Raw genomic sequence first — 14,797 nt, forward strand, 5'->3', positions numbered from 1 at the left:
TATCGGCGGCCATCCTGTCGATGATGGTGGAGGCCCCGGAACTGGAGGCGGCCCCCCCCCCCCCGGGGGGGGGGGCGACGTCGTGTTCAGGGAGTGTGCGTCACCCGGGGCTTCGCGTCCCCTCCCAGGACATCGGTGTGCGGCCGATCAGCCCCAGCCGTGTGAGCTCTTCCTGGCCATACCGGAATCGTGACACCACTCGTCGGACCTGGTGGAGTCCGGCCTCGTCGGTCGCCCCCATCACCACGTTCTGACGTCCCTTGATGTGGCCTTCACCGTCGGGACGTCCCCACCATCCACCTCGATCGTCACGGGAGTCGAGTCATACGGGTAGGTGAACTGTCGCCGGCTCTTCTCGTGGACGCCCACGGCCCCGCGCTGGGCAAGACCGAGCCACAGCGGCCCGCGTGCCTGCGCCACCAGCCCGTCGATGAGCATCCAGAGCCCCACCGGGGCGCCGATGAGGGCGATGACGATGGCCTTCGCTCGAACCCCCTCGCCGTCGGACCAGACGGCGCCGATCAGCCAGGACAGGACGAGGGTCAGAACGAGGATGGTGCCCCCGGTCCAGATCTGGTGGCGCGTGTCATGGGTGCTCTTCGTGCCACCACGGAGTCGACCGGGCCGAAGTTCGCGGCAGCGGCCGCAGCGTGAAGTCGCGCAAGGGCGTTCTGGGCAGCGGCTGCCATGGAGGGAATCTAACGCAGCCAGCAGGCTGCCACGGGCGCGGTCGTCAGCACCGGAGGAGCTCTGGCGCCAATGGCACCGAAGACGCATCTGCTCGCGCCGCCGTCAGCGCGGAGCCTTCTGACACGCCGGGCAGAAGTAGGAGCTTCGATTCATGAACGGCTCTCGCACAATCGGACGCCCGCAGCGCAAGCAGGGCTGGCCTTCTCGCCCGTAGGCAGCCAGGCCGCGCTCGAAGTAGCCGGACTCACCGTTGACGTTCACGTACAGGGCGTCGAAGGAGGTTCCACCCGCCTCCAATGCTTCGGCGAGCACTTCGCGGCCATGGTCGAGCACCTCGCCGAGGCGCCGCACCGACAGCTCCATCCCAGGCTTCTCGTAGTGAACCCGGGCTCGCCACAGCGTCTCATCGACATAGATGTTGCCGTAGCCACTGACCACCGTCTGGCTCAACAGGAGCCGCTTGATCCCGGAACGGCTACGCCGGATCCGCGCGACCACGGCTTCCTGGTCATACTCGGTCGACAGTGGGTCCGGCGCGATGTGGGCGATCTCGGGCGGCAATTCCGCTCCCCCACTACTCAGGGACAGCCCACCGAACATGCGCTGGTCGACGAACCTCAGCTGCGTCCCATCAGAGAGGGTGAACAGGACTCGGGTGTTCCGCAGGTGTTCGTCCTCGGGGTGGTTCACCCGGAACTGCCCGCTCATGCCCAGGTGGGCGAGCATGGCGTCGCCGTCGTCGAACGGTAGCCACAAGTACTTCCCGCGACGACGCGGGATGGCGAAGGTGCGCCCGGCCAGATCGGCTTCGAAGCCAGCGATCCCACCGTCGTGCTTGCGCACGGGACGCGGGTGGAGCGCCTCGACGGCCTCGATGGTGCGTCCGGTGATGTTCTCTGCGAGGCCGAGTCTCACCGACTCGACCTCGGGCAGCTCAGGCATCGCGGGCGGCCAACGCCTTGAAGGCGGCGCCGGCGGCGATCATCTCGGCACCCCGTTTGGTGGTGCTGATGCCGTTGCCCAGGGGCGCATCATCGATGAGCACAACCGCTTGGAAACGACGGTCGTGCTCGGGTCCTGACTGGGTCACCTCATAGACCGGGACGCCATGACCGCCCGCCGCGCAGGCTTCCTGCAGGGATGTCTTCCAGTCCAGACTAGGCCCCATCAGCGCGGCCTCCTGGATCAGGGGAACGAACAGATGCTGGACCAGCTTGGTCGCAGCCGCCTGGTCGGTGATCCAGGCCGCCCCGATCAGTGCCTCCAGTGCGTCGGCCAGGATCGACGTCTTGTCGCTGCCGCGGGTGTTGATCTCGCCCTGCCCGAGTTTGACCATCGAGCCGATCGCCAGCGAGCGCGCCACCTCGGCCAGACTGTGCGAACTCACGATCGCTGCTCGCATCTTCGCCAAACGTCCTTCGGGGAAGTCGGGGTAGCTGCGGTACAGGTGGTCGGTGACCACGACCCCGAGCACGGCGTCCCCCAGGAACTCGAGACGCTCGTTGTGCGGCACGCCGCCGTTCTCATAGGCCCAGGAACGATGGGTCAGGGCAAGCTCAAGGAGCTGGGCGTCCATCGGGACACCCAGCTCCTGGAGTAGATCAGCGAAGCGGCTCACCGCTCAGGCCAACGCCTCACTCAGGCGTCGAGCACCTGGCGACGCTCACCCTTGGGGCCGTACTGGCCGCAGGCGGGGCAAGCGGTGTGCGGCAGGTGGGCCTCACGGCAAGCAGGGTTGACGCAGGTCACCACGTTCACCGCAGCAGCCTTCCACTGCGCGCGGCGGCTGCGGGTGTTGCTGCGGGACATCTTCCGCTTGGGAACAGCCACGGTTCTTCTCCTCGTTCATCCGACCCGGTTGGGCCACGAAATCTCAATGCTGACCGGCTGGGCCGGAGGGCTCAGTTCTCGTCCGTCTCCCCGACCAGGTCCATGAGCTTCCCCCAGCGGGGGTCGACCCTGTCACCATGGTCGTGCTCGGGATCATCGTTCAGGTTGGTGCCACAGGTTGGGCACAGACCCGCACAATCTTCCCTGCACAGGGGGGTGAACGGCAAATCGAGCACCACAGCGTCACGGATCACGGGCTCCAGGTCAATGCGCTCATCGACCACGAAGTACGCGTCCTCCTCAGCGTCCTTGTCGGAGTAGAAGTACAGCTCCTGCAGGTCGAGGGACATCTCGTCCTCGATACCCACCAGACAGCGTGCACACTCCCCCTCCAGCTCCACCTCAGCGGTTCCGGAGACGTAGACACCCTCCACGACGGACTCGAGCTTGAGGTCGAGTCCGATGGGAGAGCCCTGCGGCACCCTGACCATCTCGATCCCGATTCCCTCCGGAGCAGGGACGGTCCGGTCCACCTGGCGCATCGTTCCGGCACGCCGGCCAAGCTCGTGCACCTCGAGAACGAGAGGCGAGCGGGCGTCCAGGGAGCGCTGGGGGGAATTCATGACCTTGACCTTCTGCACCACCAGGGGCTGGGGGCGTTGATGACCGACGCACTACTCTACGTCACTCCGGGCCGCGGACCAAACCCTCCCGCAGGTCGCGGCTGCGCGCCACCAGAGCCTGGTTCGCGACCGCCGGCAGGAAGGCCGACACGTCGCCACCGAAGCGCGCCATCTGCCGCATCATGGACGAGGACACCGTGCCGTACTCGGGGCTGGCTGGCAGGAAGACGGTCTCGATGTCGCCCACGTGCTCGTTCATGTGCGCCATCTGCAGTTCAAAGTCGAAATCGGACGCGAACCGCAATCCCTTGACGATCGCGCCCGCTCCGTGGTGCCTGCAGAAGTCCACCAGCAGCCCGTCGATGATGTCGACAGTCACCACTCCGGGCACCTCGTGCAGCGCGGCCTCAATCAGGTCAACCCGTTCCTCGGCGGTGAACAGGGACTGCTTGGTGGAGTTGCGACCCACCGCGACGACCACCTCACCGAACAGGTGGGCGGCGCGATTGATGACGTCCAGGTGCCCGAGGGTGATCGGGTCGAAGGACCCGGGGCAGACGACCTTCATCATTCCTCCTGCGTCGTGGTGCTGTCAGTGCCCTCGCCAGTGGCCACTAGGGGGGCGAACCAGTACAGCGTGGTGTCACCGTAGCGGCGCGACCAGCTCTCGGTGCCCGGCACGGCGGGCGGGCTGCTGCGCCCGGCACGTTCGACGATCACCACCCCGTCAGGACGCACCCAGCCCTGCGCCAGGACTGATTCCAGCACGGCGTCCAGTGTCGCGGTGTCCACCCCATAGGGCGGGTCCAGCCACACCACGTCGAAGGCCGGGTCCGGATTCGGCACGCTGACGGTGGTCTCCACCGGGCCCTGCCGCAATTGCGCGGGCAGCCCACTGGCCTCGATGTTGCGACGAATCACCGCCGCCGCCCGGGGGTTCGACTCGACCAGGACGACCCGCTCGGCACCGCGGCTGGCCGCCTCCAGCCCCACCGCGCCCGATCCGGCATACAGATCCAGGAAGGCCAGGCCGTCCAGCTGCTGCTCCGCGCTGAGGTCGCCGCTGCCGTTCCAGCTCGCCAGCACGTTGAAGAAGGCTTCGCGGACCCGGTCGGAGGTGGGACGCGTCGAATCCCCGCTGGGGGTCTCCAGACGGCGACCACCGGCGAGCCCAGCCACGATCCGGCTCATGGGACCACATTCCTGCTCATCACAAACAGCCTATCCACTGGGCGGGATGAAACTTGTGAGTCCGATCACAAAGCGGGCCCCCGCGCTGTTCAGGTGCACTGTGACGGTGTTCAATGGGGACATGCAGCACATGGATAGCAACGAGCCCATTTCCGTCCTTGGTGAGGACACCGCCTGGGGTTACCTGGACAGTGCCGAAGTTGGCCGCTTGGCCACCGCTCTTGGCGAGCAGCCCGACATCTTCCCGGTCAACTATGTCGTTGACGGGCAGTCCGTTGTCTTCCGCACCGCCGAGGGAACCAAGCTTGCCGAGCTGGTCCTGAACCGTTGGGTCGCCTTCGAGGCCGACGGTTGGGATGACAAGGGCGGCTGGAGTGTCGTCCTGCGTGGCAAGGCGGAGCGCATCACCGACCCCGAGGAGCTCGAGCGCGCCGAGAAGCTCCCCCTACGCCCCTTCGTCAAGACTGTGAAGACGAACTTCGTGCGCATCCCGGCTGGCAAGATCACCGGTCGCTACTTCCGCTTCGGCGACTGATCACCAGCGGCGCCGCCGCCCATTCCTTCGGAGAAAGCCATTCGGCGCCCTGACAAGGAGGTCAGGGCGCCGAAGGCGTGGTGGAACGCCATCGCGTCGCCAGCGGCGCTTGTGGCAAGTCCCTCCTCGCACGCCCCTCAGGAGCGTTCCAACCAGTCCCCCGCTGCCAGGAGCTCGGTCTGGCGAACGATGTCGGCCAGATAGGGGTTCTCGCGTTTCGGATCCTCCTCCACCAGCTTCTCGGCGACCTCGCGCGCCACGCTGATCAGGTCGGCGTGCTCCAGGACGCGCAGGAGTTTCAGCGTGGACCGGGCTCCTGCCTGCGCTGCACCCAGGATGTTGCCCTCACGGCGCGCCTCGAGGTCTGCCTCAGCCAGCGCAAAGCCGTCGCGGGTCGCGGCGACCGCCTCGAGCCGCCTGACCGCCGGCATGCTCCCACCGGCGTGGGAGACCAACAGGCAGAGCCCCGGGTGGCGCCCTCGGCCGATGCGTCCGCGCAGCTGGTGCAGCTGGGAGATGCCGAACCTGTCGGCGTCCATCACGACCATGACCGACGCATTCGGCACGTTCACGCCGACCTCGATGACGGTGGTGGCGACCAGGACGTCCAGCCTGCCCTCGGCGAAGGCGGCCATCACGCCCTCCTTGTCCCCGGCCGACATGCGTCCGTGGAGGGTCGCCAGCCGCAACCCGGACAGGGGCCCGCCGGCCAGTTCCTCGGCAAGGTCCTCCACCGTCACCGCCGGTGGCAGTTTCTCGGCATCCTCGTCCGAGAAGCTGGTGGCCGGGTCCTGGTCGGTGGCGTTCGCGCTGATCCTGGAGCAGACCACGAAGGCCTGGCGCCCTTCGGAGACCTCCTCGCGGATCCGTTGCCAGGCGCGTTCCAGCCACTGGGGGTGGGTGCTGGGGTTCACGACGGTGGTCTGCACCTCGGAGCGACCGGCCGGGATCTCCCGCAGGGAGCTGGTGGTGAGGTCACCGAAGACGGTCATCGCCACCGAGCGGGGGATCGGTGTGGCCGTCATGACGAGCACATGGGGACGCAGCTCACCGCGTTCCAGGAGGGCCGCGCGCTGTTCGACACCGAAGCGGTGCTGCTCGTCAACCACCACCAGGCCCAGGTCGGCGAACATGACCCGGTCGGAGAGGACCGCATGGGTCCCGATGATGATGCCCGCTTCACCACTGGCGATCTTGAGCAGCGCCGCCTTCTTCTGCGCTGTCGTCATGCTGCCGGTCAGCAGCACCACCTCGGTGGCCTGCTCCGGAGCACCCAGCACCTGACCGGCAGCCAGACCACCCATCAGTTCCCGCAGGGAGTCGTAGTGCTGGGCAGCGAGCACTTCCGTGGGGGCCATCAGCACCGCCTGCTGCCCGGAATCGATGGCGCGGCACATCGCCCGCAGTGCCACCAGGGTCTTGCCGGAGCCGACTTCGCCCTGCAGCAGTCGCTGCATGGGGTGCGACCTGGCCATGTCGTCCATGACCTCGCGGCTGACGGCCTGCTGGCCCTCGGTGAGCTCGAATGGGAGCTGGGCATCGAGCGCATCCAGCAAGCCGTCCCGGCGTCCCAGGAGGCTGGGCGCCGCCGAATGGGCGGCATCGGCACGCCGGTAGGCCATGGTCAGCTGGAGGCCGAGCGCTTCGTCGAAACGAAGACGTTCCAGACCGCGATCGACCTTGTCGCGGGTGTCAGGAAGGTGGACGTCGTGAAAGGCCTGCTGCAGGGTCGGCAGGTCGAGTTCGTCCAGGACCCATTCCGGCAGGGGCTCGGCAAGGTTGGGCAGTTGGTCAAGCACCAGCGCCACCACCCCGGAGATGCTCCAGGTCGGCAGTGCCGAGGTCTGAGGGTAGAGCCCGATCAGCCCCGAGCGGCTGACCGCCTCGACGATCTCGTGGTCGTTCTCCTTCCCCACGATCTCGCCGCGCGGGCCCAACATCACGAAGGTGGGGTGGGTCATCTGGAGTTGGCGATTGAACTGGGTCACCTTGCCGACGAAGATGCCCCGCCGGGAGGCGCTCAGCTGCCGCACCCAGTAGTCCCGCACCCGCGGCTTCTTGCTGAAGAAGGTCAGTTCCATGGACGCGGTGCCATCGCTCACGGTGGCCACCACACGCCTGCGCGGTTCCTGCCCCACCTGGTCGACCCTGGTCACGTGCGCCACGATCGCAGCCGACTCGCCGATGGCCAGCTCGGCGAGGCTGGAGTTCTCTGTACCGCTGAAGTATCGACGAGGAATGTGTCGCAGAAGGTCACCGACGGTGTGGACGCGCAACTTCTCGTAGGGCTTGGCAGTCTTGTCCCCCACCATCGACTGCAACGGGGCGTTGAGTCGGGCGAAGGTGTCTGTCTGCCAGCGCGTGTCCACCCCTGCAGGCTAGCGAACCCCTCCGACAGGACCTGCGATTGCCTGCGGGTGGGAGGACGGCCCCCAGGGAGAACAGCGAGGAGCCCGCCGGTGGCGGGCTCCTCGTCACTGTTCGGGGGTCGTCGGCTCAGCCGGCGCGACCGGATGGGGTCAGCGGGTGACCTTGCCGGCCTTGATGCAGGACGTGCACACGTTCAGGCGCTTGGGGGCACCGTTGACGGTCGCACGAACGCGCTGGATGTTCGGGTTCCAGCGACGGTTGGTCTTCTTCTTCGACCAGGGCACGTTGTGGCCAAAGCTGGGTCCCTTGGCGCAGACATCGCACACAGCAGCCATGGGTGTCTCCTCGTCTCTGTGCCGCGACGACGCGCGGCAGAATCTGGTGGGTGGCAGCTGGGGCCGTGAGAGTGACCTCACCGGCTGCACAGCAACCTGACGATCATAGCGGCATGCGTCCGATTGCCCCAAATCGCGGGCCGGACACCGCCGTCGCGCCGTTCCTCAGATCGTCACGACCACCGGGATGATCATCGGCCGACGGCTGTACTTCTTCGACACCCAGCGCCCGACGACACGTCGGCAGGTCTGCTGCAGGCGATGGGAGTCGTCCACACCGTCGCGCAGGGCCTGCTGCAACGCCTGGCGCACATCATTCGTGATCTGCTCGAAGCCCGCCTCATCGCCGAATCCGCGACCGGTGATGTCCGGGCCGGAGACGATGCTCTGGTCGTGGAGGTTCACCGCCGCGACGATGGAGATGAAGCCCTCCTCGCCCAGGATCTTGCGGTCGGTCAGTTCGGACTCGGAGATGTCGCCCACGACCGAGCCATCCACGAAGATGTAGGAGGCATCGATCTTGCCGACCACGCGGGCCCTGCCGTCCTTGAGGTCGACCACGCCACCGTCCTCGACGATCACCACGTTCTCAGCCGGGACGCCGGTCTTGATCGCCAGCGCGCCATTCGCGACCAGGTGGCGCACCTCGCCGTGGACCGGCATCACATTGCGCGGCTTGAGGATGTTGTAGCAATAGAGCAACTCCCCTGCTGAGGCGTGGCCGGAAACGTGCACGAGCGCGTTGCCCTTGTGCACGACATTGGCGCCCAGACGGGTGAGGCCGTTGATGACACGGCCCACGGAGTTCTCATTGCCCGGGATCAGGGAGGAGGCCAGCAGGACGGTGTCACCGGGGGCCAACTTGATCACCGGGTGTTCCTGGTTGGCCATCCGGGCCAGAGCTGACAGCGGCTCACCCTGGGATCCGGTGGAGATGATCACGACCTCGTCGTCGCGGTAGTTCTCGACGTCCTTGAGCTCGATCAGCGTGTTCGCGGGCACGTTCAGGTAGCCGAGATCGCGAGCGATGCCCATGTTCTTCATCATGGAGCGGCCCACGTAGACGACCTTGCGGCCGTACTTCACGGCGGCGTCCATCACCTGCTGCACGCGGTGCACATGGGACGCGAAACAGGCCACCACGAGCTTCTGCGTGGAGGTTGCGAACACGCGCTCCATGGCTGGGGCGATGTCGCGTTCATGCGTGGTGAAGCCGGACACCTCGGCGTTGGTGGAGTCGACCATGAACAGGTCGATGCCCTCCTCGCCCAGTCGGGCGAAGGAACGCAGGTCGGTGATACGGCCATCCAGCGGTAGCTGGTCCATCTTGAAGTCACCGGTGTGGAGCACCATGCCGGCCCCGGTGCGAACGGCCACCGCCAGGGCGTCCGGGATGGAGTGGTTGACGGCCAGGAACTCGAGGTCGAACTCCCCCACCCTGACGCGGTCGCCCTCCTCGACCACACGCAGGTCGACCTTGCGGAGGCGATGCTCCCGCAGCTTGCCCTCGACCAGGGCGAGGGTCAGCCGGGAGCCGTAGAGGGGGATCTCGGGGCGGCGACGCAGCAGGTAGGGCACCGCGCCGATGTGGTCCTCGTGGCCGTGGGTCAGCACGAGGGCCTGCACGTCCTCCAGACGGTCCTCGAGGGCATCCAGGCCGGGGAGGATCAGGTCCACACCGGGGTGGTCATCCTCGGGGAACAGCACGCCACAGTCCACCAGGAGCAGCTGACCGTTGATCTCCAGGCTCGCCATGTTGCGACCGACGTCGCCCAGGCCACCGAGGGGGGTGACGCGCAGGGTGTCGGGTGCGAGCTTCGGCGGGGTCTTCAAGCTGGATGCGGCCATGGGCTCCAGCCTAGCGCTAGCCGATATGCTCGCGACCATGTCGCATGAGCGTCCCCTTGACCTGCCCCAGCCCGGGGCCCCCGGCCAGAACCCTGCGTTCGTCCGTCTGGCGATGCCGGCCGAGGCGTTGCAGATTGCTGAGATCCAGCGCCGCGACTGGGCGAAGGACCCGGCTCGAGCCCCCTTCCTGGCCGAGGTGGACCTGCAGCAGATGGCAGAGGTCTGGCACCGGGCGATCGTGCGTCCCCCGATGGCGCACTACCGGGTGCTGGTCGCCACCGAGCCCACCGGACGCCCGCAGCCGGGCGCGTCCCCGGACCAGACGATGATGGCCCAGCGAGTCGTGGGTTTCGCCGCGATCGGCCCCTCGGAGGACGAGGATGCCGGGGTGCAGGACTCCGAGGTGCAAGAATTCCTGGTGGACGACATCGGCCACGACCTGGGCCACGAGGCCCGTCTGCTGAACGCGCTGGTTGACACCATGCGGGCCGATGGCTATCAGCGAGCGACGTGGTGGCTGAGCAGCACCGATGACCGGATGCGCGCCTTTCTGGTCGAGGCCGGCTGGGCACCTGATGGAGCCCATCGAGAACTCGGTTCCGAGGACGGGTCGCTGCGCCTGAAGCAGGTCCGCCTGCACACCGACATCTCCGCATGACCAGGCCTCACCACACCATGACCCGGGTTGGGGGGCGCTGCCCGGCCCGTGAGCGCTCCAACGCCCTGACGGTGTGGGTGGGGGTGTGGCAGGCTCACTTCTGCTCGAGGTCCTTGAGCAGGACATCGCGGCCACTGACCTTGATCGTGGCGCCCTTCTCGGACGCCACTAGGGACTCATAGACCAAGCCGTCCAGCGCGGGCAGGACCAACTTGTCCTCGTGGGCCTTCAGCGCCTTCTTGATGATGCCCGCCGGCACCGGGACGCGGCTCGCCCTGGCCTTGGGGTCCTCGAGGGTGATCTTCCTGGTGGCCGGGTCGAGGACGGGGCGTGCGGTCACCGTGATCGTCAGCCTGGCCAGGAAGACGGTGACCTCCTTGTCGAACTTCACCCGATCCCCGGTGTCGTGGGTGATCGTCATTCCAGCCAGCGTGGACAACTCGGGATAGTCCATCTCGGCGTCCGCATCGAGCGCCCCGATCACGGTCTTCTCGGCGTCCCGAGGGTCGGTGATGTTGCGGGCGCGGCCCGTGATCCGGAGGAACTTCAGGGTCTTGCTCCCTGACTTCAGGGACGCATCAGGTGCTTGGAAGGTCAGTTCCCCAATCTCGTTCTTGCGGAAGATCGAGCGCAGGACCGAGGGGTCCTGGACCGCGGCCGTGGCCTGCGTGTCGAAGGTGCGGCTCAACGACGTGGAGACCCGATCGTTCGTCATCGACCGAACGTAGGACTCGGCGATCGCCACTCCCACGGTGGAGACCAGGACTGCGATGACGACGACCACGGCGAGCAGGGCGAAGAGCCATCGGTGCCAGCGTCGGCGCTTGCGAGGACGCGCCGGGCGTGCGGCGGTGATGATCCGGTCTTCGGCGTCCATCGTCACCGTGGCCGGGGTGCCGTCGGCGAATGGCTCGGCTGCCAACACCTCATCGCGGCTCAGGTCCACCAGGGTGGGTTCGTTCTCCTCAACGACGTCCTCCTCCGCGTCTGCGGCTGCCCCCTGGACCACGTCGTCGACCGCCAGCGCGGCGGTGGGCTCCTGGTCCTGCAGAACCACGTCGTCCTCGGAACGCTCCTGCACCGTCACCGGGGTGACCGCACTGGCCCCCGACGCGGTACTGCGCGGAGCCGGACGTGCGGCGGTGTCGGCGAGCTTTCGCGGGCGCCGAGGGGTCCGCGAGGACACCACGGGCCGACGTGTGCTCACGTCGGTCGTGCGGTCCTCACTGGATGCCACCTGGCTCAGCCGATCCCGAGGATGGACTCGATGCCCTGGGTCAGGCCCGGCCGGCTCGGCACACCGCGCACGGCCGCGATCACGCCCGGCATGAAGGACACCCGGTCGAAGGAATCGTGACGGATGGTGAGGGTCTCCCCCTCATCCCCGAAGACGACCTCCTGGTGGGCGACCAGGCCGCGCAGACGCACCGAATGTACCCGGACCCCGTCGATGTCAGCGCCACGGGCGCCACCCACCTCCTGGGAGGTGGCGTCGGGGATCGGCCCCCGTTCAGCGTCGCGGCGGGCTTCTGCGATCTGGTGGGCGGTGGTGGTGGCGGTGCCGGAGGGGGCATCGGCCTTGTGGGGGTGGTGCAGCTCGATGATTTCAACCGACTCGTAGAAGGGGGCGGCGCGCCGGGCGGCGTCCATCATGAGCACGGCGCCGACCGAGAAGTTCGCAGCGATCAGGACGCCCACAGCTGGGTTCTGGGCCAGCCATTCCTCGACCTGGGCGATGCGCTCGGGGGTGAAGCCGGTGGTGCCCACCACGCAGTGCTTGCCGCGGCTGATGGCCCACTCCAGGTTCTCCATCACCACATCGGGGTGGGTGAAGTCGATGACCACCTCGGCCTCGGCGGCCAGCTCGCGGTCGTCATCGGCGTCGACGCCGGCGACCAGCTCCAGGTCCTCGGCCCTCTCCACTGCCCTGCATGCCTCGGCACCCATGCGCCCCTTGGCCCCAAACACTGCCACGCCCGTCATCGGCGTCCTCCTCCTGCTCAGCGGCCCGTCGGTCGGATTCGCGGCGGGCCAGTCCCGAGGCTACCCGGTCAGGGGTGAAAGGAACCCCGGGCACACGAGGTGCCCGGGGTTCTTCGTGCTGGTGATCAGATCACTCGGCGTCGGTGGCCTCAGCAGCAGGAGCGCCCTCGACAGCAGCGGGTGCGTCCTCAGCCTTGTCCTCCTCCACCGGGGACAGCGACAGCTTGCCGCGATCGTCGATGTCGGTGATCTCGACCTGGATCTTCTGGCCGACCGAGAGCACGTCCTCGACGTTCTCCACGCGCTTGCCGCCGTTGAGCACCTTCAGCTTGCTGATGTGCAGCAGGCCGTCCTTGCCGGGCATGAGCGAGACGAAGGCACCGAAGGTGGTCAGCTTGACCACGGTACCGAGGTAGCGCTCACCCTTCTCGGGCATCGTCGGGTTGGCGATGCCGTTGATGATGGCGCGGGCGGCCTCGGCCGACTCGCCGTTGTCGGCACCGATGTAGATGGTGCCGTCGTCCTCGATGCTGATCTCGGCGCCGGTGTCGTCCTGAATCTGGTTGATCATCTTGCCCTTGGGGCCGATGACCTCACCGATCTTGTCGACGGGGATCTTCACCGTGATGATGCGAGGCGCGTAGGTGCTCATCTCATCAGGGGTGTCGATGGCCTCGCCCATGACCTCGAGGAGGGTGTGGCGGGCGTCGCGGGCCTGCAGCATGGCCTTGGACAGCTCGTCGGCGGGGATGCCATCGAGCTTGGTGTCCAGCTGCAGCGCGGTCACGAAATCGGGGGTACCGGCGACCTTGAAGTCCATGTCACCCAGTGCGTCCTCAGCACCCAGGATGTCGGTCAGCGCAACGTAGTGGGTCTTGCCGTCGATGGTCTCGCTCATCAGGCCCATGGCGATACCGGCCACGGGTGCCTTCAGCGGGACGCCAGCCTGCAGTAGCGACATGGTGGAGGCGCAGACCGAACCCATCGAGGTGGAGCCATTGGACCCCAGCGCCTCCGACACCTGACGAATGGCGTAGGGGAACTCCTCGCGGCTGGGCAGCACCGGCACCAGGGCACGCTCGGCGAGCGCACCGTGGCCGATCTCGCGGCGCTTCGGCGAACCGACGCGGCCGGTCTCACCGGTGGAGTAGGGCGGGAAGTTGTAGTGGTGCATGTAGCGCTTGTGATCCTCGGGGGCGAGGGTGTCCAGCTTCTGCTCCAGGCCCAGCATGTTCAGGGTGGTGATGCCCAGGATCTGGGTCTCACCGCGCATGAACAGCGCCGAACCGTGCACGCGTGGGATCACGCCGACCTCGGCGGAGAGGGTACGGATGTCAGCCACACCGCGGCCGTCGATGCGGACGCCCTCCGTGAGGGTGCGGTGGCGCACGATCTTCTTGGTCAGGGCCTTGAAGGCAGCGGAGATCTCGGACTCACGGCCCTCGAAGCGCTCGGCCAGCTCCTCGGTGACACGCTGGCGCAGGGCGTGGGTGGCATTGTCACGATCCTGCTTGCCCGCGATCTGCATGTCGCGGGCGAGGTCGGCGGAGGCGAGTTCCTCCACGGCCTGGTAGACGTCATCCTGGTAGTCCTTGAAGACCGGGAAGTCGTAGGTCTCCTTCGGCAGCTTGGCTGCCAGCTCGACCTGGGCATCACACAGTGCCTTGATGAAGGGCTTGGACGCCTCCAGGCCCTGCCCCACGACCTCTTCGGTCGGGGCCTGGGCACCGGCGCGGACCTTCTCGTAGGTCTTCTCGGTCGACTCGGCCTCAACCATCATGATGGCGACGTCACCGTCGGGCAGGACGCGGCCGGCCACGACCATGTCGAAGACGGCGTCCTCGAGCTGCTGGACGCTGGGGAAGGCCACCCACTGGCCCTCGATCAGGGCGACTCGGACGCCGCCGATCGGGCCGGAAAAGGGCAGGCCGGCGAGCTGGGTCGACATCGAGGCAGCGTTGATCGCGACCACGTCGTAGAGCACGTCGGGGTTGAGCGCCATGACGGTGACGACGATCTGGACCTCATTGCGCAGCCCCTTGACGAAGGAGGGGCGCAGCGGACGATCGATGAGGCGGCAGGTCAGGATGGCGCCCTCCGAGGGGCGTCCCTCGCGCCGGAAGAAGGAGCCGGGGATGCGGCCGGCGGCGTACATGCGCTCCTCGACGTCGACCGTCAGGGGGAAGAAGTCGATGGATTCGCGCGGGGTCTTGGCGGCCGTGGTGGCCGACAGCAGCATGGTGTCGTCGTCGAGGTAGACGGCAGCGGAGCCGTCGGCCTGGCGGGCGAGCAGGCCCGACTCGAAGCGAACGGTGTGCTTGCCGAACTTGCCATTGTCAAGAATGGCCTCGGTGAACTGGACGTCTGGTCCCTCCATGGGGACTCCTTTCGTGGAAGGTGACCGGCGGCAGGATCGCCGCGGGCAGACCACTCCGCGGTGGGCAGACCCCTCCCCTGGTGGGGGTGGGGGCATGCCGGTACGGGGTCACTCCCAGCCGGTCTTCGATCGAGGCACGCGGGGCCATCAGGCGCGATCAGGGACCGCGATGTACCCGGGCGCCACTACCGAGGACCAGACCGTTCCTCGTGACCATGAGCCCTCAACGGGCTCGCGTGGCAAAATCGTTGTGGAATTGTGTGTGTGGAACGAGTCTAGCCGGGTTGCATTTCGGATGCTGGAACGCCGCAGCCCCCGCGCGAAGCAGGTGCTCCGGGCGCGGGGGCTGCGGGAACG

The 14,797-nt window shown here is 67.3% G+C and carries 15 protein-coding genes; 2 read left to right on the forward strand and 13 right to left on the reverse strand.

Going from position 1 to position 14,797, the window contains the following annotated elements; translation table 11 throughout:
• Nucleotides 1–240: 240 nt before the first annotated feature.
• The 7 genes from M3G03_RS08875 to rsmD form a co-directional block, all read right to left on the reverse strand.
• On the reverse strand, nucleotides 241–777 hold the full coding sequence (locus M3G03_RS08875; protein ID WP_259809344.1) for a hypothetical protein: 537 nt from the start codon (nucleotides 775–777) through the stop codon (nucleotides 241–243).
• 15 nt (nucleotides 778–792) lie between these two features.
• Entirely contained in the window at nucleotides 793–1,632 is an 840-nt protein-coding gene (mutM, locus tag M3G03_RS08880; protein ID WP_259809345.1) for a bifunctional DNA-formamidopyrimidine glycosylase/DNA-(apurinic or apyrimidinic site) lyase, read from the reverse strand.
• Entirely contained in the window at nucleotides 1,625–2,308 is a 684-nt protein-coding gene (rnc, locus tag M3G03_RS08885) for a ribonuclease III (protein WP_259809346.1), read from the reverse strand. The genes mutM and rnc overlap by 8 nt, the downstream gene beginning before the upstream one ends.
• Nucleotides 2,309–2,328: 20 nt before the next feature.
• Nucleotides 2,329–2,520, reverse strand: a complete 192-nt coding sequence (gene rpmF, locus M3G03_RS08890) for a 50S ribosomal protein L32 (protein WP_259809347.1) — start codon at nucleotides 2,518–2,520, stop codon at nucleotides 2,329–2,331.
• A gap of 71 nt (nucleotides 2,521–2,591) precedes the next feature.
• Entirely contained in the window at nucleotides 2,592–3,143 is a 552-nt protein-coding gene (locus M3G03_RS08895; RefSeq protein ID WP_259809348.1) for a DUF177 domain-containing protein, read from the reverse strand.
• Between the two features lie 61 nt (nucleotides 3,144–3,204).
• Nucleotides 3,205–3,711 (reverse strand): pantetheine-phosphate adenylyltransferase, encoded by a 507-nt coding sequence (gene coaD / locus M3G03_RS08900; RefSeq protein ID WP_259809349.1) that lies wholly within the window; start codon nucleotides 3,709–3,711, stop codon nucleotides 3,205–3,207.
• Entirely contained in the window at nucleotides 3,711–4,334 is a 624-nt protein-coding gene (rsmD, locus tag M3G03_RS08905) for a 16S rRNA (guanine(966)-N(2))-methyltransferase RsmD (RefSeq protein WP_259809350.1), read from the reverse strand. Before rsmD ends, coaD begins: the two co-directional genes overlap by 1 nt.
• 130 nt (nucleotides 4,335–4,464) lie before the next feature.
• On the opposite strand from rsmD, the gene M3G03_RS08910 reads away from it, so the two are divergent.
• Complete coding sequence (locus M3G03_RS08910) at nucleotides 4,465–4,869, forward strand: pyridoxamine 5'-phosphate oxidase family protein (RefSeq protein ID WP_259809432.1); 405 nt, start codon at nucleotides 4,465–4,467, stop codon at nucleotides 4,867–4,869.
• A gap of 137 nt (nucleotides 4,870–5,006) precedes the next feature.
• Here the strand turns inward: M3G03_RS08910 and M3G03_RS08915 are convergent, their stop codons facing one another.
• From M3G03_RS08915 to M3G03_RS08925, 3 genes are all read right to left on the reverse strand, one after another.
• Nucleotides 5,007–7,181 carry an ATP-dependent DNA helicase RecG gene (locus M3G03_RS08915; protein WP_259809433.1) on the reverse strand — a complete coding sequence of 725 codons (2,175 nt, stop codon included), beginning with the start codon at nucleotides 7,179–7,181 and terminating at the stop codon, nucleotides 5,007–5,009.
• 207 nt (nucleotides 7,182–7,388) lie between these two features.
• Complete coding sequence (gene rpmB / locus M3G03_RS08920; protein ID WP_259809351.1) at nucleotides 7,389–7,574, reverse strand: 50S ribosomal protein L28; 186 nt, start codon at nucleotides 7,572–7,574, stop codon at nucleotides 7,389–7,391.
• A gap of 165 nt (nucleotides 7,575–7,739) precedes the next feature.
• Nucleotides 7,740–9,422 carry a ribonuclease J gene (locus M3G03_RS08925; protein WP_259809352.1) on the reverse strand — a complete coding sequence of 561 codons (1,683 nt, stop codon included), beginning with the start codon at nucleotides 9,420–9,422 and terminating at the stop codon, nucleotides 7,740–7,742.
• Nucleotides 9,423–9,459: 37 nt separating this feature from the next.
• On the opposite strand from M3G03_RS08925, the gene M3G03_RS08930 reads away from it, so the two are divergent.
• Nucleotides 9,460–10,080: a GNAT family N-acetyltransferase gene (locus M3G03_RS08930; protein ID WP_259809353.1), complete on the forward strand. Its 621-nt coding sequence runs from the start codon at nucleotides 9,460–9,462 to the stop codon at nucleotides 10,078–10,080.
• 94 nt (nucleotides 10,081–10,174) lie between these two features.
• On the opposite strand, the gene M3G03_RS08935 is transcribed toward M3G03_RS08930, so the two are convergent.
• The 3 genes from M3G03_RS08935 to M3G03_RS08945 form a co-directional block, all read right to left on the reverse strand.
• Nucleotides 10,175–11,287: a hypothetical protein gene (locus M3G03_RS08935; RefSeq protein ID WP_259809354.1), complete on the reverse strand. Its 1,113-nt coding sequence runs from the start codon at nucleotides 11,285–11,287 to the stop codon at nucleotides 10,175–10,177.
• A 35-nt stretch (nucleotides 11,288–11,322) separates the two neighbouring features.
• Nucleotides 11,323–12,063: a 4-hydroxy-tetrahydrodipicolinate reductase gene (gene dapB / locus M3G03_RS08940; RefSeq protein ID WP_259809355.1), complete on the reverse strand. Its 741-nt coding sequence runs from the start codon at nucleotides 12,061–12,063 to the stop codon at nucleotides 11,323–11,325.
• 130 nt (nucleotides 12,064–12,193) lie between these two features.
• Nucleotides 12,194–14,440: a polyribonucleotide nucleotidyltransferase gene (locus M3G03_RS08945; protein ID WP_259809356.1), complete on the reverse strand. Its 2,247-nt coding sequence runs from the start codon at nucleotides 14,438–14,440 to the stop codon at nucleotides 12,194–12,196.
• Between the last annotated feature and the right edge of the window lie 357 nt (nucleotides 14,441–14,797).

It is taken from the genome of Aestuariimicrobium sp. p3-SID1156, from assembly GCF_025144225.1.
Classification (GTDB): domain Bacteria; phylum Actinomycetota; class Actinomycetes; order Propionibacteriales; family Propionibacteriaceae; genus Aestuariimicrobium.